Below are 17,978 nucleotides of genomic sequence, written 5' to 3'. Positions count from 1 at the left end.
ATCGCGCCCGCCGCCATTCCCTTGATCGGTGTGCCTTGCCTCGGTCACGAGGGGCTTCCTGACGCCTTGCCGCCGCGCGAGCCGTGAGGAGGCCCCTTGGGCCGAGGGTACTCCGTGCCGGTGCCCGCCGGCGGAACAACGGGCTCCCTTTGTGCGCGTATGCGTGCCAAAGGATTTCGGCCCCAACCACGACACGGGTCGGGTGTGAATGCTGCGACAGCGGACGGCTCCGACGACGGCCAGGCGCTGTGCCAGCCCACGGGTGGTTTCTTGTTCGATAGCCGAAGACCTGCAGGTCTTCGGCGCCTTTTTCCAGCCTTCCCGAAACCCGAACAGGAAACACCATGACCTCAACGACTCATGGAGATCTGCCGACCTGCCAGCTTTCACTCAAGCGTGCCGGGCTGCTTCTTCAGCAGCAGGCATTTCGCCAGATAGCTGTCCGAGAACGCTCGCAGGTTCGCGCGACGCACCGACTGCTCCGCCACAGTTCCAGGCCCCGCGCGTTTGGGTAGACAGCGGGCGACGACTTCGCCTAGTCGCGCATGGATATGACCGGTTGGATTCAACTCCCAAGCGCCATTGGCTCGACCACCTGGGATCGCCACGACGGCACGGCAACGGATTTCCCCCAGGAAATCCTGCAACAAGTAGTCGCGGGTGGCGATGTATGGAAACACGATCGTGCCCTCGACACCGGCAGGAAAAATCGCTACCGCAGGCAGCATCACATCGTGCGCAAGATTCAGCACCGCCTTCTTCTGCTCCTCAAGGCTGGCCATCAACTTGGTGTCACTCTTCACCTTGCGGATGACCTTGTTGCGGAACAGCGCAGGTTGTTCCTTCACGAGAAACAACAACGCAGCAAGATAGAAGGGCAATTGCAGGAATGGCAGATCCACCGCCTGGATCAGGCCACTCAACCACTCCAGCTTGGATTCCGCACTGCCAGGCTGGTGGTAGATGTACAGAATGGCTGGCAGGTAGCCCGACAGCAGGGCTATGTTCTGCGCAAGCTCAGGCTTGCCGTCCTCCAGCAACCTGTCGAAGTATCCGGCATTTTGCTTGGCCGCCCAGGCACCAAAGCGCTGCCCCAGCAACTCGGCAAAATCATGCAGTGCCTGGCTGGCGCCTCCAAACTTCTGCCGCTGTTCGAGCATGGCCATCACCGGGTTCAGCTCCAACGGCTTCGAGCGCAGAAGGTTCTCCAGATAGTCGGTGTTGGCCGAACGACGGCCTTCGACCATGTCGGTCAGCACATTGTTGTCGAGCACCAGTGAATGCAGCACCTTCGAGCCCGATGGCACCGATCCCCATTGGTGCAGCATCGGCCGGATATACAGCGCATCGATCTCGCCAGGTGGTGAGGCCGCCACCTTCCCATCCACCACCCATGTCTCGCCGATCAGCGGCTCCACTAAGTCGAAGTCTCTCGTTGTGTCCATTCCGCTCCATGTGCCCCCATCGCCGTAATGGTGCAACGCTCGCAGTGTAGCCATCTCATCCCGTCAGGCAGTGACTTTTCGGTGCATTCAAGCACTGGAGCATCTGGCGCAGCCTTCATACGCAATACGCAATACGCCATCGCTTCGTCGCAGCACCAGTCGTACCCAACCGGGTCCTGGTGCATAGGGCACTAGCCGGATTCGGCGGCATTGCGGTGATGACGGATTTCTGTTTCTTGGACCACAGCGACCCTCCTCGCGCCGATCCTCCCATCATGCGTCGCTGACTCGTCAGCACCATGCCAGCAGCCAGGGTCATCCGGCTGCCGCGGAGCTCCTCCGTGCGACCCGCCCAGTCCGCTTCGCATCGACCACCGCGGACGCACGCCCTCGCGGCGCCGATGCCTGCTTTGTTCCATCCACCGGGAGGTTTCCGCTCCCGTTCGGGATGTGGCCTCCGACCTTCGCCAGGAGATTGCCATGCCCCGTCCGCCCCCAGCGGTGCTTCCCAGCCCCGCACAGGCCTGTGCCGATTCCATCGGCCATCTGGCCCTGGTCCACATCGGCAAGCGCCTGCCCCTGCAGGTCTGCCACAGCGCCGCCGGCCACTACATCGGCACCACCGATGCAGAAGGTCCGGTCTCGCGTGAGTCCGTCCAGTACTTCCGTTCGTACCAGGCCGCCCGCCATGCCCTGGAGACAGGCCACTGGCAACAGCGGCTTAAGCCTTGAAACCCTCTCGCCAGGAGATTCCTCATGAACCAGTCCTTGCCCCAAGACGTACTCGACCTGATCGCTCTGGAGGATCTGCATTTTTCCCAAGCGCCCGAAGCGTTCTTCCAAGCATGGAAGCGCGGCGCCGAAATCGCCGGCCACGAGTGGTTCGGCGACGGCACACGCGAAGGTCTGCAGCGTGCCACCACCAAGTGGGACCTGCGGCCCAACATGCTGATGCTCAACGACGCCCTGGGCGTGCTGAGCAGCGGTCAACGCATGTTCCTGTCCGCGATGGTGAGCTTCTACAACTCCCGCGAGGGCGGCGCGATGCTCAAGCGTTGCGGCTTCGAGGGGCTGTCCGACTTCGGCGGCCTCGATCTGGAACGGCGCCAGGTCATCGCTGACCTCACGCTGCACTACAACGGCTGGTGAGCCGCGCCTGGCAACCCACCGTCTTTTCATCCCACCCCACGAGGGACATGCGTCCTCGTTCGGGGCCATGTCCCTCCTTCTTTTCGCAGGAGCGGCCATGTCCCGAATCACCATCTTCCACTGACCTGCACCGCCCGCCACCAGGGCGGCCCGACGCCGCGGCCGGCTGACCGGTTGCCACTTCATCCACTCGCTGGGGTTCAATCCCCGGCAGGGGATTGCCTCGGCCATCCTCTGCTGGAGGAATCCCATGTCCCATTCCAACAATCCCTTCGCCCGCGGCTACGATGGCCTGTCCGTGCAGCGGCTGCTGGCGATTTCCTACGACGACGACTGCCCGCTGAGCTACCTGCCGCTGCACGTCTCGCAGTCGCACCTGCCGGACAGCCAGGTCGAGCGCCATGCCTGCGTCTTCTGCGACGACTTCGCGCTGATCACCGAGGGCCAGAACGTGCCGCCCGAGCTGGACGCGCAGTGCCCCAGCCACGGTATCGCCCGAAACCTCGTCTACGCCGTCATGGCCGAAGAAGCCGGCCAGCCGCTGCACGTCGGCGATACCTACTCCGAGGAAGCCGCGCGCGAGGTGGTGCGGCGCCTGCGCTTCGAGACCGGCTTCTACAGCCGTGCCTGGGAAATCAGTTCGGCGCACATCACCGAGGAGGCCGGCCGCTTCCTCGCCGAACTGGCGGACGTCGCCACGCCGAGCGGCTTTCTGTTCGTCGCCTTCCGCATTCCCTACAGCCCGGCGGTCGGCGTGAAGCTGATCGCCACCCCCTGGACGGATGCGAACCTGCAGCATGTCGAGGGCATCACCGCCGAAGAGCTGCGGCAGGAGCACCGGGCCAAGGGCGTGCCGGAGTCCCTCGTGGAAGTGTTGCACCTGGCTGCGCTCGCCGACGTTCGCATGTTGGTGTTCGATGCCGACGCGCCCGTGCTGGACGGGCTGACGCTCTACGACGACGAGTAACCCGCAACCCATTCGAGCCCCCACGTCGGGGCTCTTCTTTTTCGCGGAACGCGGTGCCGGCGCATTGCCGATTCCCAACGGACGGTCGCCGCCATGTGCCGCACGCTGGCCGCATGTTCGCTGGCGTTGCCGGCAGCATGCCCAGGCAGTCGAGACCTTCAAGACTGCGGCGCGGTTCGCCGTGCTGGTTGCTTCGTTCTCCGGGCGCACCCGCGTCCATCCACCTCACCCTCAAGGGACAGACCTCCCTTGCGGGCGGGAGTCCCTTGGTTGCCACAAGGAGTCTCCCCATGGATACCCAAGCCATCCGCGCACAGATGCCGACGCTCGTTGTCGGTCATGTGCCTTCCAACGTCCGTTCGTTCAAATTCAACATCTTCGACGGCCAGCCCAAGGTTTCGACGCTGGGCTTTCACATCGACCCGAAGCCTTTCGAGGGCAAGGTCATCGCCACCACCGACGAGGCCATCGTCGTCAAGACGGGACGGGCCGAGTTCGCGGTACTCGATCGCACGCTCGTGACCGAAGTGCCCGACGAGGGCGCCAAGGTGCAGGTCGAACCCTATGTCAGACGCCGCTTCGACGGTCAGCGGGCGGACACGCCCGAGGAGCAGACCGAGTTCACCGCCGACGGCCAGCCCTACACGGTGAAGCGGTTCGTGCTCGGTTCCGCACCGGCGAAGCTGCCGATTCCCAAGCCCCGCTGCCCCGAGCTGCAGGAACTGGTCGACCAACTGGAGCAGTTGCCCGCTCCCGACGGTTTCCGGCGCGTCACCCACATGCTGGTGGATGCCGGCGCGCGGGACATCACCTGGGTCGATCCGCTGCCCGCCGACATCATCCGCACGCCGCCGGCCATCGGCTTCACCGTCGCCACGACGAAGTTCCAGGGTCGCGTCACCGTGCTGTATGAGCGTGGCCTCGACCTCTACGCGGTGGAGCTGCGCCGCGACGGCGAGCTGGTCGAACGGGTCGATGAGGTGTTCTTCGACACCCTCGGCGAGACGCTGGAACGGCTGATCGACGACGGGAGTTGGCGGCGCATCCGCGTGCAGTGCCTGTCGTGTCGTAAGGCTATCCGGCACTGATCTCACAGCAGCTTCCCGCCCTCGCGGCGGGAAGCCTCTTTTCCTGCCCCCTGGAGATCACACTCATGACTGTTCGATTCAAAGGCACGGAGCTGCGGCCCGTGCTCGCCGAAGCGGTGGCGAATCAATGCCGCGTCATCCTGGTCAAGGATCAGGGCGTGTACTTTCTGGCCGAGTGCGGCGAGCGCCGACCCGATGGTCGCCAGAAGACCATCGCCTATGCCGCCGGTTGCAACCCGGATGTCGAGGCCTTCGACGACTGGTGGGAACTGGCGCGTGCCGAGTTCGGTGGCGACGACTTCGGCGAGTTCTTCGATCCGCAGGAGGGCGTGTTTGCGCGCATCCTGCGCAGCGAGGACGACCTCGACGTGTCCGCCACCGCGACACACCTGTCGCTGCAGGCGGTTCCTCCCACGCCCAGCGGTAACTGACCGCCCATCCCTGGCCCCCGCTCCGGGGGCCTCTTTCTTCCCGGCAATGCGGACAGCCGCGAGTGCCGATTGCCGCTCGCCTGCGCGCCGTCCCGGCGCCACGCTTCCGGCCATGTTCCGCTGACGTCCGTCAGCGACATGCCCAGGCAGCCACGATCTTCAAGGCTGCGACGCGGTTCCGACCGCGTTGATCACTCCAGTTCGCACCGGCATCCATGCGCGAACGGCCATCGGTTCTCGATGGCGATGCCACCAAGCTGTTCCATCAACCCACGCGGGGGTTCCACACCTTCCCCGCCTGGGTCGGGTGTGTCTCCGCCTCATTGTTCTCAGGAGATTCACCATGACCACTTCCACCGAAAAGTCCTACTTCGATCTGCACATCACCGGCCTCGGGTATCTCAATCGCATCCGCGAAGTGAAGCCCAAGAAAGGCGATGCGTTCCTGGCCTGCGACATCGCGGCTCTGAACGGTCCCAGCGACGACGTCTCGTATGTGCGTTTCGACACGCGCGTATCGGGTTCGGAAGCGCAGCACCTGGTGCGCCGCTGCATTCAGGCGGTCGACGCCGAGAAGAAGGTGATGATCGGCTTCCGCTTGGGCGACCTGTGGACCGACACCTTCACCTACTCCAAGGGCAAGCGTGCCGGCGAGCAGGGTGTGAGCCTCAAGGCCCGCCTGCTGTTCGTCAGTTGGATCAAGGTCGACGGCAAGCTCGTCTACAAGGCCGAACCCAAGCCGACCGAGACCGACGAGCGCGACCCGGAAGTCCCTGTGACGTCCGACGCGCCCGCTGCGCAGCAAGCCTCGGCACCGGAGCCTTCCGAGCCCGTCGCCGATGCTGCCGACGACGCAGCCGATGCCCCCGCATTGGCCGTTGCCGAGTCGTTCTGATCCGCAAGGCCCCATCCCCGGGGCCTTGTCTTCTCTTCGTCAGCAGGAGACCTTCATGATCACCATCCCCGGCCAACTGGCCATCAAGACCATCCACGGCAGGAACGGCGACTTCAACGTCGGCCGCCTGGCGACCTCGATCGGCGAGTTCGTCGTGAAGAACGCCGAACTCGATCAGTACCGCGAGGGCAAGTACGACGGTGATTTCGCCATCGTCGAGATTCGCCCCTCCACGTACAACGCCAACGGCCGCATGGTCATCGAGATCCGCGCCCATCTGGGCGGGATGACGCTGTCCAACATCGACGCCCTGAGCCGCGACGAAGCCCGCCGGCTGAGTCCGCAGGAAGTCGATCCAATCGACGAGGAAGCGCAGGCGCCCGCGCCGGCAACGCCCCCGGCCAAGCCGAAGGCGAAGCCGCGCAGTCCGCGCGATCCCCTGGTCGATACCACGCCGTTCGGCAGCGAACCGGCTCCCGTGTCCGCTGCGGCCTCGGCCGAGGCAGACGACGCGGCGCTGTTCGGTGCCTTGTGGCCCCTGGGCGAGACCGTGAAGCTCGATGCGACCGTGGATCGTCGTGTGCTGCGTCAGCAGCGCGACCGTCTTGACAAGCTGGGCTACGAGTTCGCTCCGTTGTCCCAGGACTGGCACCTCAAAGCTGCCTGATCCATCCGCCGCCTTGCGCGGCATTCCGCCACCCGCCGGGGTTCTCCCCCGACGGGGAGGGCTCCGGCCATTTCTTCAAGGAGACCTTCATGGGCTGGACCTTCGTTCGTCAGACGCGCGATCAGTTGATCCGCGAGCTGATCGCTCCGCAGGCGTCCGAACGCGCTTGCTGCGAAGTCATCGACCACACGCTGGACGGCGACGTTCTGTGGACCGTGGTTCGCGTCACCGCCAGGCAGGCGGGCGTCATGGGCCTCGCGGCCGGTGAGTCCGTCTGCTACATCGGCTGCCACCTGCTGGAAAGCTCGGGCGGCGATTGGGGCTACAAGTCCCTCGATGAGTCCGTGCATCCGTACTACTACTCGTGCCCGCTGCGCTATCTCGACATGGCGCCGGTGCAAAGCTCCGAGTGGCGCGAGCGGGTTCACCGCTTCCACGCGGGACGCGCTGTCTAGCGGCACGCATCTTCCTTCACCCAACCGGGGCGAGCATGGCCCCGCGGGCTGTGGTTGCTCCTTCATTTTCAAGAGGACATCACCATGCCTGCACCTTCTTCCGCGAAACCGCTGTACCGCATCGACGAATGCCCCGACCTCATGGCCGACGGTTGCGTCGGTGACGAGCAGGGCAATCTCGTCTTTCTCTCGATCTGGGCGCGCGACACCGCCGTTCAGGAGTTCCTCGCCCGCCTGACCCTCGGCCGGGATGAACAGGGACTGGATCAGTTCCACGTCATCACCGAGCAGGGCGCATCCATCCCGGTCTTCGTCGGCAACGTCGAGAACCTGGAAAAGCGCATCACCCGCGCCTATCGGCGAACGCTGTTCGGTTCGCTGACGAATGTGTGGCTGTTCGATCGTCGCTGCGTGAAGCCAGACAAGGCCAACGCCAGCGCGCTGGCGCTTCTGCCCAGGGATTCCGCTCACCGGCTCGACCGGCTGTGGACGCTGGTGCAGGACACCTGCCCGCTGCCACTGCTCGACCACTGGCGCGGCACCGTGCTGGAGCTGTTGCAGACACGGCGGATGCTGACCGGTCTTCCCTTGGCCCTCGGGCCGCTGGAAGGCCATCGGCTGGCCCTCGATGTCCCGGCGCTGACGAAGGCGTTGGGCGAGCTGATCCGCAACGGCACCCTCGGCGCCACGCAGTACGAACTGGCCGCGAACGCACCGCTTCGGCGTGTGGCGTGAGCCATCCCCACGGGCATGCGCGCCGCGCGTGCCCGCCTTCCCTCATCCATCACCAGGAGAAATCCATGGCACTCATGTTTCCGCGCCTGGCGCGCAATTTCATTCGTAACGGCTACTTCCCCACCGACGAGCCGACGCTGGAGCGGGCCTTGTCCGCACTGGCGCCGTCTCCCGGCTCCATGTCCATCCTCGATCCCTGCGCCGGCGAAGGCGTGGCGATTGCCGAAGCCGCCCACGCCCTCGGGCGCGAGCAGGTCCAGGCCTTCGTCGTCGAGTACGACGCCGAGCGTGCCCGCCACGCACGGCAACTGGTCGATCGCTGCATCCACGGTGACCTGATGGACACGCTGATCTCGCGCCAGTCCTTCGGGCTGCTGTGGCTGAACCCGCCGTATGGCGACCTGAGCAAGGACGTGAACGGCAACATCGGCTATCAGGGCCAGGGCCGTGCGCGGCTGGAAAAGCTGTTCTATCAGCGCGCGCTGCCGCTGCTGCAGTACGGCGGCGTGCTGATCTTCATCGTGCCGTCCTACGTGCTCGACGCCGAGCTGGTCGGATGGCTGACGCGCCACTTCGCCGACCTGCGCATCTACCGTGCGGTGGAAACGCAGTTCAAGCAGGTGGTGATCTTCGGTCGCAGGATTCGTCAGCGCGACCAGGCATCGGATTCGGTCAAGGCCACCCGCGGTCTGCTGCTGCAGATTGGACAGGGTGACGCCGAAGCCGAGGAACTGCCGCTCGAATGGCCGTTCCTGCCGTACACCGTCCCTGCCAGCCCGGCCGAGCCGGAGCACTTCTATCGCGTGACGATGGAGCCCGAGCAGTTCGCCGATGAAGTCGGCCGGCTGCAAGGACTCTGGCCGGCGCTCGATACGCACCTGGGGGCCGCGCAGCAGTCGCTGCGTCCGCCCGCGCGGGCCTTGTCGCACTGGCATCTCGCCCTGGCCCTGGCCGCGGGCGCGATTTCCGGCGTAGTGACGTCCAAGACCGGGCGCGTGCTGGTAGTCAAAGGTGACACCCACAAGGAGAAGACGCTCCAGACGGAATACACCGAACGCGACGACGGCTCCGTGGCCGAGACGCGCATCCTCACCGACAAGTTCGTGCCGGTCATTCGTGCATGGGACTTGACGCTGGGATCGCCCACGTGGGGCGAAGTGCTGACCATCCGCTGATCGCTGTTCCCTGACGGTTCGCCGTCGCTTTCATCCACCCACCGGGGTCACGTTGCCCCGATGGGGTGCCGTGGCCCCTTCTTCCAGAAGGAGAAACCACCATGGCACTCGCAGTCCTCAACCTCGGGTCACAAGCACGCTTTTCGCCAGGGCAGGTGGTCATGACCGCCGGCGTCGACGAGCTGGTCCGACAGGGCCGGCTCAACCCCTCGCCGTACCTGCGCCGCCATCTTCATGGCGATTGGGGCGACCTGAGCGACAGCGATCGGCGGCAGAACGACGCCGCGCTGAAGTCCGGCGAGGATCGTCTGTTCTCGTCCTACCAGGTCACGCCCGGCCTGAAGCTCTGGATCATCACCGAATGGGATCGCAGCGTCACCACGCTGCTGTTGCCCAGCGAATACTGATCCGCATCCAGCGGCCTCGCGCCGCTTCTTTCTTCCCACCCAGGGGCATGTCACCGCCCCGTGGGGGAGGTGCATGCCCCATTGCTTTGGAGCATCACCATGTCCCTCGATCTCGAAACCGTTCCCGAAACCGCTGTGCAGGGCGACCTGCTCGAAACGGCTGCTTCACCCCTCACGCTCAGCCTGCAGGACTTCGTATCGGAGTTCGGCGACGAGTTGCTCGATTCGCTGAACCGCGCCAATCCTCCGGTCTACACCGGCCAGGTGCGGGTGCATAGGCAACTGATCCTCGCCGCGCTCAAGCGCAAGCTGTTCCCGGCGCAAGCCGATGTGGTCCACGCCGTCACCGAGCTGTTGGTCGATCGCGGCGAACGCGCCGCGATCGTCAATGGCGAGATGGGCTGCGGCAAGACGACCGTCGGCATCGCCACGGCCGCCGTGCTCAACGCCGAGGGCTACCGCCGCACCCTGGTGCTCTCGCCACCCCACTTGGTCTACAAGTGGCGGCGCGAAATCCAGGAGACGGTGGCCGGTGCCAAGGTCTGGGTGCTCAATGGCCCGGACACGCTGGTCAAGCTGCTGAAACTGCGCGAGCAGTTGGGCGTGCCGGCCCAGGGCCAGGAGTTCTTCGTCCTGGGCCGCGTGCGGATGCGGATGGGGTTCCACTGGAAGCCTGTCTTCGTTCGGCGGCGCACGCCTCACGGCGACGTGGGGGCCTGCCCGGATTGCGGGCATGTCATCACCGACCTCGACGGCGAGCCGATCAACCCGGTCGAACTCGAAGCCGAGGAGTCCCGCCGCAAGTGCAGCCACTGCCGTGCACCGCTGTGGTCGTTGATCCGTCCCAGAGGGCTGTCCGCCAGCGACCAGTCCTCGACGGTGCTCAAGGCACTGAAGCGTATTCCAACCATTGGCGAAGTCACCGCGCAGAAGCTGATGCAGAAGTTCGGTGACGCCTTCCTCGCGTCGATGCTCGGGGACAACATCCACGAGTTCATCAACCTGATGGATGGCAACGGCGAGCTGGTCTTCTCGGACCGGCAAGCCCATCGCATGGAACGTGCGATGGCCAACATGGAGTTCGGCTTCGGCGAGGGCGGCTACCAGCCGTCCGAGTTCATCAAGAGGCAGCTTCCCCAAGGCACGTTCGACCTGCTCATCGCCGACGAGGCGCACGAGTACAAGAACGGCGGCTCCGCACAGGGCCAGGCCATGGGGGTGTTGGCGGCCAAGGCGCGCAAGACGCTATTGCTCACCGGCACGCTGATGGGCGGCTACGGCGACGACCTGTTCCACCTGCTGTTCCGCGCCCTGCCGGGGCGGATGATCGAAGACGGCTACCGGCCGACGAAGAGCGGCAGCATGACCTCGGCCGCGATGGCGTTCATGCGCGATCACGGTGTCTTGAAGGACATCTACTCCGAGAGCACCGGCACGGCGCACAAGACGGCCAAGGGCACCAAGGTATCGGTGCGCACGGTCAAGGCGCCGGGTTTCGGTCCCAAGGGCGTACTGCGTTGCGTCCTGCCGTTCACGGTCTTCCTCAAGTTGAAGGACATCGGTGGCAACGTGCTGCCGCCCTACGACGAGGAGTTCCGCGAAGTCGCGATGGACACGGCGCAAGCCGCGGCCTACCGCGATCTGGCGGGTCGCCTGACCCAGGAGCTGAAGCAGGCCCTGGCGAAGCGCGACACGACGCTGCTCGGTGTGGTCCTCAACGTGCTGCTGGCCTGGCCGGACTGCTGCTTCCGGTCGGAAACCGTGGTGCATCCGCGCACGCGCAACACCTTGGCGTTCGTACCGGCTCAGTTCAACGAGCTGGAGGTGATGCCCAAGGAGCGCGAGCTGATCGAGATCTGCAAGCAAGAGAAGGCGGAAGGTCGCAAGACCCTGGTCTATTCGGTCTACACCGGCACGCGCGATACCACGTCGCGTTTGAAGGTGCTGCTGGAGCAGGAAGGCTTCAAGGTTGCGGTACTGCGCGCGAGCGTGGATGCCTCCCGCCGCGAGGACTGGATCGCCGAGCAGTTGGACCGTGGCATCGACGTGCTCATCACCAATCCCGAGCTGGTGAAAACCGGCCTGGACCTGCTGGAGTTCCCGACCATCGTGTTCCTCCAGTCCGGCTACAACGTGTATTCGCTGCAGCAGGCCGCCCGGCGCTCATGGCGCATCGGCCAGAAGCAGCCGGTGCGCGTGATCTACCTGGGCTATGCCAACTCCTCGCAGATGACCTGCCTGGGGTTGATGGCCAGGAAGATCATGGTCTCGCAAAGCACGTCGGGAGACGTACCCGAGTCGGGCCTGGATGTTCTGAACCAGGATGGTGATTCCGTCGAGGTCGCACTGGCCCGGCAGCTTGTCACGGTCTGATCCATGTGCCCATGCCGGTGGCCCCTCGGGGTCGCCGGCTTCTTTCCACGGCCCTTCGGGGCCGTTTTTCTTGGGCGTATGACAGTCCATGGCGCTGCCCAGCCATGTATTCGGGCGGGCGTCAGTGCGTTTTGTTTGCTGCCCGCAGGCCAAGCGGCGGCGATGGTGAGCGCTCCGTGTTCCAGGGAAGCGCCCTCCATGCAACCATCCATCCGCGCTGTTCACCGCCTGGCCCTCGCCGCTGGCTTGCTGGCCGGCAGCCTGTTGGCCGCCGGCTGCGCCACGACCGCCGCGTCGTCTGCGCCAGCGGTGCCGGCCGCATCGCCAACCGCCGTCGCGCCGGAGCCGGGTTTCGTTCCGGTGGCCCGCTACGGCCGCTACACCCTGGTCGAGCTGGTGCCGGAACCTGCGCAGCGTGATCTCTTGCAGCAGGCGGTGGAGGTCTCGATTCCGCCCATGTTCGATGCCAGCGTGGGCGATGCCATGCGCCATGTGTTGCTACGCTCCGGCTATCGGCTCTGCGATGCGGCCGAGGCCGCCACGCTCTACGCGCTGCCGCTGCCCGCCGCACACCTGCGCCTTGGCCCGCTGATGCTGCGCGATGCCTTGCTGACCCTTGCCGGCCCCGCCTGGGAGCTGTCGGTCGATGGCTTGACCCGCCAGGTCTGCTTCAGCCGGCACGGTACTCCCACCTTCCTTTCCGCCAACCCGCCCGGCGCCGCCACGCCCGTGCCGGACGCCGACCGGCCCGAGGAGATGCAGCCATGACTTTTCCCCAGGCGCCATCCGAGCGCAATTCCCGCACGCGCTGGCTCAAGATCGCCGCGGCCTTCTGGCTGCTGCTCATCAGTGCCGTGGCACTCATCAACAGCGTCGGCCTGTCGCGGCTCGCCGAACAGACCCAGAGCAGCGCACAGGATGCGCAGGTCAGGGCGCTGGGCCTGCGCGTGGCCGATCTCGAACAACAGGCCGATGCGGACAAGCGCCGGCCGGTGCCGGTCAGCCAGCCCGAATTCGCCACCGCGCGGCAGGCGCTGGACGAACGGATGACGCGCCTTGAAGAGGCCGATGAGGCGAGGGCCTTGGCGATCGACCTGCAGACGCTGCAGGCGCGCGTGAACGGAATCGAGACCCGTCTGGAGAAGACCCGGCAGGTGGCATCCGCCGCTCGCCCGCGCGCTCCGGTTGCGACGAAGCCCAAGGTGCCGGAGCCGCCGTTCCGGGTGCTCGGCGTGGAGCTGCGGGGAGGCGAGCGCTTTCTGTCGATCACCTCCACCGCCGCGGCCTCGCTCGCGGGCGCCCGGCTGCTGCGCGAGGGCGATGCCGAGGGCGGCTGGCAACTGCAGTCCATCGAGGCGCAGGCGGGCGTGTTCCAGGTGAACGGTCAGACGCAGCGCGTTGCGGTGCCGTAGGAGGTCGCCATGAACCTGCGGCCGTCGCTCGCTGCCGTCGTCCTGTTCGCCGCTTTCGGCGCATCCGCCCAGCCGGCCCCGGTGACGAACTCGCGCATGGTGCCCGCCCAGGTGCAGCCGGACGCCGAGGCCGCGCTCGACGAGAGGCAGGCGCGGGAGTGGGGGCTTCGCCCCGAGGAGTGGGCGCGTTACCGGCAACTGATGGAGGGGCCGCTCGGAGTCTATTCGCCCCAGCTCGATCCGCTCACGGCGCTGGGCATCGAGGCCCGCAGCGAGGAGGAGCGCAGGCGCTACGCGGAGTTGCAGGTGCAGGCCGAGGCCCGGCGCGTCGGCAAGACGCTGGCCTACCAGCGGGCCTACGACGCGGCGTGGCAGCGCCTGTTTCCCGGCCAGCCGCGCGTGAGCCTGCTCGGCGCCAAGGCGCAGGGTGCCGGCAACACCGGCTCCGGGCGCCTGGCGGTCTTCGTCAAGGCCGACTGCGCGCCGTGCGCGCAGCGCGTGCAGCAGTTGCAGGCGGCCGGCACGGCCTTCGATCTCTACATGGTCGGCAGCCGTCAGGACGACGCGCGCATCCGGCAGTGGGCCACCCAGGCGGGCATCGACCCGACCAGGGTGCGCGCCCGCACCATCACGCTCAACCACGATGCGGGGCGCTGGCTGTCGCTCGGCCTCCCCGGCGATCTGCCGGCCGTGGTGCGCGAGGTGAACGGCCAATGGCAGCGGCAGTAGGTACGCCGGGCCGGGAGCGTCGGCCGTCCCGCGTCGCCATCCGCTGCGCCAGCGCCGCGCTGCTGCTCGCCACCGGCGGCTGGGCGTTGGCCGCTCTGGCGCGGGAAGTGCCGCCGCCGGCCTATCAACTGGCGGCGCATCGTGCAGACGTGCCGGCGGCGGTGCTGTACGCGGTGGCCTTGCAGGAGAGCGGCGCCAAGCTGCGCGGGCGTCTGATCCCCTGGCCGTGGACGCTCAACGTCGCCGGCACGCCGCAGCGCTATGCCACCCGCGCCGAGGCCTGCGCGGGGCTGCATCGTGCGCTCGCCCACACGCCGGCCAATCGCATCGACGCCGGCCTCGGCCAGGTCAATCTCGGCTACCACACGCATCGCTACACGCAGCCCTGCGAGCTGCTGGACCCGTACCGCAACCTCGCCATCGCTGCGGAAATCCTGCGCGAACAGCACACGCCGGGCGAGGACTGGCTGCTTGCCATCGGCCGCTACCACCGGCCCGCCGGCGGGGCACCCGCGGCGCGCTACCGGCGCAGTGTGCATCGGCACCTGACCCGCGTGCTCGACCCCGGCGTTCCCGTTCCCACCCTCCAGGCCACCACGCCATGAACCACATCGTTCTCATCGCCGCCATCGGGCTGCTGCCCACGACCACCGTCTTCGCCCAGACCGTCTCCGCGCCGCTGATCGTCGTCGAAGACCGCGGCGGCGACTCCGCGCTGCCGTACTACCAGTCGCTGAATCCTCAGCCGGATCAGGCCACGCCGCCGGCCCAGATGCCAGCCCTTCGCGCGGGCAACGCGGCCGACGCCGAAGCCGCCATGCTGCCGGTGCGCTCGACGCAACTGTCGCCGGGCGAGGTGCAGCGCCGCGTCATCCGGGCGCCGGGCCTGACGGCGCTGTTCCTGATCGGCGACGACGAGCGTTCGCGCGCCTGGCTGCGGCAGCGGCAGGCGGCGCTGCGCGAGCTGGGGGCCGTGGGCCTGGTGGTCAACGTGGAGTCGATGGCCGCGCTGACGGCGCTGCGCAGGCTGGCGCCCGGCCTGATCCTGTCGCCGGCCTCCGGCGATGACCTGGCCCAGCGCCTGGGCCTGCGCCACTACCCGGTGCTCATCACGGCCACCGGTGTCGAGCAGTAGGTGCGCAAATGGCCCAACCGCATGCGGTCGAGGTCTTGCTGCGGCCAGCGGTGGAGCTTTATACCGTGGCGGTCTGCACCGGCGCCGCGATTCTGTGCCTGGTGGCACCGTGGTCGCTCGCGCTGAACCCGCTGCTCGGCCTGGGCTCGGCGCTGGCCTTCCTGACCTTCGGCGCGATTCGCCTGCGCGATGCCTGGGCGATCCTGCGCTATCGCCGCAACATCCGCCGCCTGCCGCGCTACGTGATGACAAGTCGCGACGTGCCGGTGAGTCAGCAACGGCTGTTCGTCGGCCAGGGCTTTCGCTGGGAACAGCGGCACACGCACCGGCTGATGCAGACCTATCGGCCGGAGTTCCGCCGCTACGTCGAGCCGACGGCGACCTACCGGGCCGCCCGGCGGCTGGAGGAGCGGCTTGAGTTCGCGCCGTTTCCCGTCTCGACGCTGGCGCGCGCGTTGGCCTGGGACAGCCCGCTCAACCCGGCGCGACCACTGCCGTCGGTCGGCGGACTGCCACGCCTGCATGGCATCGAGCCGCACGAGGTCGACGTCACCCTGCCGCTGGGCGAGCGCGTCGGCCACACCCTGGTGCTGGGCACCACGCGCGTGGGCAAGACGCGGCTGGCCGAGCTGTTCATCACCCAGGACATCCGCCGCAAGGTCCGCGGCGAGCACGAGGTGGTGATCGTCTTCGACCCCAAGGGCGACGCCGACCTGTTGAAGCGCATGTACGTCGAGGCCAAGCGCGCCGGGCGCGAAGGCGAGTTCTACGTGTTCCATCTGGGCTGGCCCGACATCTCGGCGCGCTACAACGCCGTGGGCCGGTTCGGGCGGATCTCCGAGGTGGCCACGCGCATCGCCGGACAGCTCTCGGGCGAGGGCAACAGCGCGGCGTTCCGCGAGTTCGCCTGGCGCTTCGTCAACATCATCGCGCGCGCCCTGGTCGAGCTGGGGCAGCGTCCGGACTACCTGCTGATCCAGCGCCACGTCATCAACATCGACGCGCTGTTCATCGAGTACGCCCAGCACTACTTCGCCAAGAACGAGCCGAAGGCCTGGGAGGTCATCGTCCAGCTCGAAGGCAAGCTCAACGAGAAGAACATCCCGCGCAACATGATCGGGCGCGAGAAGCGCGTGGTGGCCCTCGAACAGTACCTGTCCCAGGTGCGCATCTATGACCCGGTGCTCGACGGCCTGCGCAGCGCCGTGCGCTACGACCGGACGTACTTCGACAAGATCGTCGCTTCGCTGCTGCCGCTGCTGGAGAAGCTCACCACCGGCAAGATCGCGCAACTGCTCGCACCGAACTATTCCGACCTGTCCGACCCGCGGCCGATCTTCGACTGGATGCAGGTCATCCGCAAACGCGCGGTGGTCTACGTGGGGCTGGATGCGCTGTCCGACGCCGAAGTCGCGGCGGCGGTGGGCAACTCGATGTTCAGCGATCTGGTCTCGGTCGCCGGCCACATCTACAAGTTCGGCATCGACGACGGGCTGCCCGGCGCCGCGGCGGGCGCCAAGATTCCGATCAACGTCCACGCCGACGAATTCAATGAACTCATGGGCGACGAGTTCATCCCGATGGTCAACAAGGGCGGCGGTGCCGGCGTGCAGGTGACGGCCTACACGCAGACCTTGAGCGACATCGAGGCGCGCATCGGCAACCGCGCCAAGGCCGGCCAGGTGGTCGGGAACTTCAACAATCTGTTCATGCTGCGCGTGCGCGAGACCGCCACCGCCGAGCTGCTGACGCGACAACTGCCCAAGGTCGAGGTTTACGCCACGGCACTGATGAGCGGCGCCACCGACAGCTCCGACCCGCACGGCAATACCGCGTTCACGTCCAACACCCAGGACCGCATCAGCAGCAACAGCGTGCCGCTGATCGAGCCCGCGCATGTGGTGGCGCTGCCCAAGGGCCAGTGCTTCGCGCTGATCGAGGGCGGCAACCTCTGGAAAGTCCGCATGCCGCTGCCGGCACCCGATCCCGACGAAGCCATGCCGAAGGATCTGCAGGAGCTGGCCGGCTACATGCGGCAGCACTACGTCGAGGCAGGAGACTGGTGGGAGAACCAAGGCATCCCCGGCCTGCAGGACAAGGCGCTGCCCGACGACCTGCTGGACGACTTCAGGCAGATGGCCGCCGCTGAAGAGGCCGAAGCATGAGCGATCCGGCCGTCGCAGCACAGCGCCAGCAGCAACGACAGCAAGGCCTGATCGCCGGCCTGGTCACGCTGCCGTTCCGCTTCTTCGGCGTGCTGTGCGGCGCGCTGCTGCTGTGCATCCTGATCGAATGCGTCGGCATGCACTTCTTCTGGCCCGAGCAGGGCTGGCGCCACGCGCAGGGCATGCTGCACTACGAGCTGGACCAGCTCTCCACGCATTTCACGCGCAGCGCGCTGGTGCAGGAGCCGGGGCGCACCGCGCACCAGCTGGTCGAGCAGGGCTACGACTGGCTGTTCGTGAAAAGCGGTCTGCTGGACTGGATACGCGACGCCTCGGCGCAGGCCAGCGCCGGCAGCCATCGCCCGACCAAAGACTTCCGTTACTACATCGGCCTGGTCTACGTGAGCATGGAGAGCTACCTGATCGCCTCGGCCTACACGACGTTGGTCTTCCTCGTTCGGCTGCTGGTGCTGTGCCTGACCCTGCCACTGTTCCTGATGGCCGCCTTCGTCGGGCTGGTGGACGGTCTGGTGCGCCGTGACATCCGCCGCTTCGGCGCGGGGCGTGAATCGGGGTTCATCTATCACCGCGCCAGGGCCAGCCTGATCCCGCTGGCCGTGCTGCCGTGGGTGACTTACCTGGCACTGCCGGTCAGCGTGAACCCGCTGCTGATCCTGTTGCCCAGTGCCGCGCTGCTCGGCGTGGCGGTGTGCATTGCGGCGGCGACGTTCAAGAAGTACCTGTAAGAAC

Annotated in this window: 20 protein-coding genes; 19 read left to right on the top strand and 1 reads right to left on the bottom strand. The window is 66.7% G+C overall.

What is annotated here, in order from left to right:
* Positions 1-386 precede the first annotated feature (386 nt).
* Positions 387-1,445: a hypothetical protein gene (locus F753_RS27115; RefSeq protein WP_162839967.1), complete on the bottom strand. Its 1,059-nt coding sequence runs from the start codon at positions 1,443-1,445 to the stop codon at positions 387-389.
* Positions 1,446-1,925: 480 nt separating this feature from the next.
* On the opposite strand from F753_RS27115, the gene F753_RS27110 reads away from it, so the two are divergent.
* From F753_RS27110 to F753_RS27020, 19 genes are all read left to right on the top strand, one after another.
* Entirely contained in the window at positions 1,926-2,177 is a 252-nt protein-coding gene (locus F753_RS27110) for a hypothetical protein (RefSeq protein ID WP_023443920.1), read from the top strand.
* A 24-nt stretch (positions 2,178-2,201) separates the two neighbouring features.
* The gene (locus F753_RS27105) at positions 2,202-2,594 is read left to right on the top strand and encodes a hypothetical protein (protein WP_023443919.1); all 393 of its coding nucleotides are present in this window, start codon (positions 2,202-2,204) and stop codon (positions 2,592-2,594) included.
* 250 nt (positions 2,595-2,844) lie between these two features.
* Positions 2,845-3,561 (top strand): DUF5983 family protein, encoded by a 717-nt coding sequence (locus F753_RS27100; RefSeq protein ID WP_023443918.1) that lies wholly within the window; start codon positions 2,845-2,847, stop codon positions 3,559-3,561.
* Positions 3,562-3,851: 290 nt separating this feature from the next.
* Complete coding sequence (locus F753_RS27095) at positions 3,852-4,649, top strand: hypothetical protein (protein WP_023443917.1); 798 nt, start codon at positions 3,852-3,854, stop codon at positions 4,647-4,649.
* Between the two features lie 65 nt (positions 4,650-4,714).
* Positions 4,715-5,080 carry a DUF3085 domain-containing protein gene (locus tag F753_RS27090; protein ID WP_023443916.1) on the top strand — a complete coding sequence of 122 codons (366 nt, stop codon included), beginning with the start codon at positions 4,715-4,717 and terminating at the stop codon, positions 5,078-5,080.
* Positions 5,081-5,423: 343 nt separating this feature from the next.
* On the top strand, positions 5,424-5,975 hold the full coding sequence (locus F753_RS27085) for an STY4534 family ICE replication protein (RefSeq protein ID WP_019751268.1): 552 nt from the start codon (positions 5,424-5,426) through the stop codon (positions 5,973-5,975).
* A 55-nt stretch (positions 5,976-6,030) separates the two neighbouring features.
* Positions 6,031-6,642, top strand: coding sequence for a DUF3275 family protein (locus tag F753_RS27080; protein WP_023443915.1), 612 nt, complete (start codon positions 6,031-6,033; stop codon positions 6,640-6,642).
* Positions 6,643-6,731: 89 nt separating this feature from the next.
* Complete coding sequence (locus F753_RS27075; RefSeq protein WP_020308045.1) at positions 6,732-7,097, top strand: hypothetical protein; 366 nt, start codon at positions 6,732-6,734, stop codon at positions 7,095-7,097.
* 84 nt (positions 7,098-7,181) lie between these two features.
* On the top strand, positions 7,182-7,832 hold the full coding sequence (locus F753_RS27070; protein WP_023443914.1) for a hypothetical protein: 651 nt from the start codon (positions 7,182-7,184) through the stop codon (positions 7,830-7,832).
* A 65-nt stretch (positions 7,833-7,897) separates the two neighbouring features.
* On the top strand, positions 7,898-9,007 hold the full coding sequence (locus F753_RS27065; RefSeq protein ID WP_016851995.1) for a DUF6094 domain-containing protein: 1,110 nt from the start codon (positions 7,898-7,900) through the stop codon (positions 9,005-9,007).
* A gap of 101 nt (positions 9,008-9,108) precedes the next feature.
* The gene (locus F753_RS27060; protein WP_023443913.1) at positions 9,109-9,414 is read left to right on the top strand and encodes a hypothetical protein; all 306 of its coding nucleotides are present in this window, start codon (positions 9,109-9,111) and stop codon (positions 9,412-9,414) included.
* A 99-nt stretch (positions 9,415-9,513) separates the two neighbouring features.
* A complete protein-coding gene (locus F753_RS27055) occupies positions 9,514-11,787 on the top strand; it encodes a helicase-related protein (protein WP_023443912.1) in 2,274 nt (757 codons plus the stop codon).
* Between the two features lie 198 nt (positions 11,788-11,985).
* Complete coding sequence (gene pilL2 / locus F753_RS27050; protein WP_023443911.1) at positions 11,986-12,555, top strand: PFGI-1 class ICE element type IV pilus protein PilL2; 570 nt, start codon at positions 11,986-11,988, stop codon at positions 12,553-12,555.
* Positions 12,552-13,199, top strand: a complete 648-nt coding sequence (locus F753_RS27045) for a hypothetical protein (protein ID WP_023443910.1) — start codon at positions 12,552-12,554, stop codon at positions 13,197-13,199. The genes pilL2 and F753_RS27045 overlap by 4 nt, the downstream gene beginning before the upstream one ends.
* Before the next feature lie 9 nt (positions 13,200-13,208).
* The gene (locus F753_RS27040) at positions 13,209-13,928 is read left to right on the top strand and encodes a TIGR03759 family integrating conjugative element protein (RefSeq protein WP_023443909.1); all 720 of its coding nucleotides are present in this window, start codon (positions 13,209-13,211) and stop codon (positions 13,926-13,928) included.
* The gene (locus tag F753_RS27035; protein ID WP_023443908.1) at positions 13,913-14,533 is read left to right on the top strand and encodes a lysozyme family protein; all 621 of its coding nucleotides are present in this window, start codon (positions 13,913-13,915) and stop codon (positions 14,531-14,533) included. Before F753_RS27040 ends, F753_RS27035 begins: the two co-directional genes overlap by 16 nt.
* Positions 14,530-15,063, top strand: coding sequence for an integrating conjugative element protein (locus F753_RS27030; protein ID WP_023443907.1), 534 nt, complete (start codon positions 14,530-14,532; stop codon positions 15,061-15,063). Before F753_RS27035 ends, F753_RS27030 begins: the two co-directional genes overlap by 4 nt.
* An 8-nt stretch (positions 15,064-15,071) precedes the next feature.
* Complete coding sequence (gene traD / locus F753_RS27025; protein WP_023443906.1) at positions 15,072-17,228, top strand: type IV conjugative transfer system coupling protein TraD; 2,157 nt, start codon at positions 15,072-15,074, stop codon at positions 17,226-17,228.
* Entirely contained in the window at positions 17,225-17,974 is a 750-nt protein-coding gene (locus F753_RS27020) for a TIGR03747 family integrating conjugative element membrane protein (RefSeq protein WP_023443905.1), read from the top strand. The genes traD and F753_RS27020 overlap by 4 nt, the downstream gene beginning before the upstream one ends.
* Positions 17,975-17,978 lie beyond the last annotated feature (4 nt).

It is taken from the genome of Stutzerimonas chloritidismutans AW-1, from assembly GCF_000495915.1.
Lineage (GTDB): Bacteria > Pseudomonadota > Gammaproteobacteria > Pseudomonadales > Pseudomonadaceae > Stutzerimonas > Stutzerimonas chloritidismutans.
The sequence above is the reverse complement of the archived record's forward strand: the minus strand, read 5'-3'. Positions and strand labels throughout refer to the sequence as shown.

Bases quoted from the DNA above. Each gene is read 5' to 3' on its own strand.
- F753_RS27100 (WP_023443918.1), top strand. From the start codon at position 2,845: ATGTCCCATTCCAACAATCCCTTCGCCCGCGGCTACGATGGCCTGTCC.
- F753_RS27115 (WP_162839967.1), bottom strand. From the start codon at position 1,445: ATGGACACAACGAGAGACTTCGACTTAGTGGAGCCGCTGATCGGCGAG.
- F753_RS27110 (WP_023443920.1), top strand. From the start codon at position 1,926: ATGCCCCGTCCGCCCCCAGCGGTGCTTCCCAGCCCCGCACAGGCCTGT.
- F753_RS27055 (WP_023443912.1), top strand. From the start codon at position 9,514: ATGTCCCTCGATCTCGAAACCGTTCCCGAAACCGCTGTGCAGGGCGAC.
- F753_RS27020 (WP_023443905.1), top strand. From the start codon at position 17,225: ATGAGCGATCCGGCCGTCGCAGCACAGCGCCAGCAGCAACGACAGCAA.
- F753_RS27095 (WP_023443917.1), top strand. From the start codon at position 3,852: ATGGATACCCAAGCCATCCGCGCACAGATGCCGACGCTCGTTGTCGGT.
- traD (WP_023443906.1), top strand. From the start codon at position 15,072: ATGGCCCAACCGCATGCGGTCGAGGTCTTGCTGCGGCCAGCGGTGGAG.
- F753_RS27105 (WP_023443919.1), top strand. From the start codon at position 2,202: ATGAACCAGTCCTTGCCCCAAGACGTACTCGACCTGATCGCTCTGGAG.
- F753_RS27090 (WP_023443916.1), top strand. From the start codon at position 4,715: ATGACTGTTCGATTCAAAGGCACGGAGCTGCGGCCCGTGCTCGCCGAA.
- F753_RS27065 (WP_016851995.1), top strand. From the start codon at position 7,898: ATGGCACTCATGTTTCCGCGCCTGGCGCGCAATTTCATTCGTAACGGC.
- F753_RS27080 (WP_023443915.1), top strand. From the start codon at position 6,031: ATGATCACCATCCCCGGCCAACTGGCCATCAAGACCATCCACGGCAGG.
- F753_RS27045 (WP_023443910.1), top strand. From the start codon at position 12,552: ATGACTTTTCCCCAGGCGCCATCCGAGCGCAATTCCCGCACGCGCTGG.
- pilL2 (WP_023443911.1), top strand. From the start codon at position 11,986: ATGCAACCATCCATCCGCGCTGTTCACCGCCTGGCCCTCGCCGCTGGC.
- F753_RS27035 (WP_023443908.1), top strand. From the start codon at position 13,913: ATGGCAGCGGCAGTAGGTACGCCGGGCCGGGAGCGTCGGCCGTCCCGC.
- F753_RS27075 (WP_020308045.1), top strand. From the start codon at position 6,732: ATGGGCTGGACCTTCGTTCGTCAGACGCGCGATCAGTTGATCCGCGAG.
- F753_RS27030 (WP_023443907.1), top strand. From the start codon at position 14,530: ATGAACCACATCGTTCTCATCGCCGCCATCGGGCTGCTGCCCACGACC.
- F753_RS27060 (WP_023443913.1), top strand. From the start codon at position 9,109: ATGGCACTCGCAGTCCTCAACCTCGGGTCACAAGCACGCTTTTCGCCA.
- F753_RS27070 (WP_023443914.1), top strand. From the start codon at position 7,182: ATGCCTGCACCTTCTTCCGCGAAACCGCTGTACCGCATCGACGAATGC.
- F753_RS27085 (WP_019751268.1), top strand. From the start codon at position 5,424: ATGACCACTTCCACCGAAAAGTCCTACTTCGATCTGCACATCACCGGC.
- F753_RS27040 (WP_023443909.1), top strand. From the start codon at position 13,209: ATGAACCTGCGGCCGTCGCTCGCTGCCGTCGTCCTGTTCGCCGCTTTC.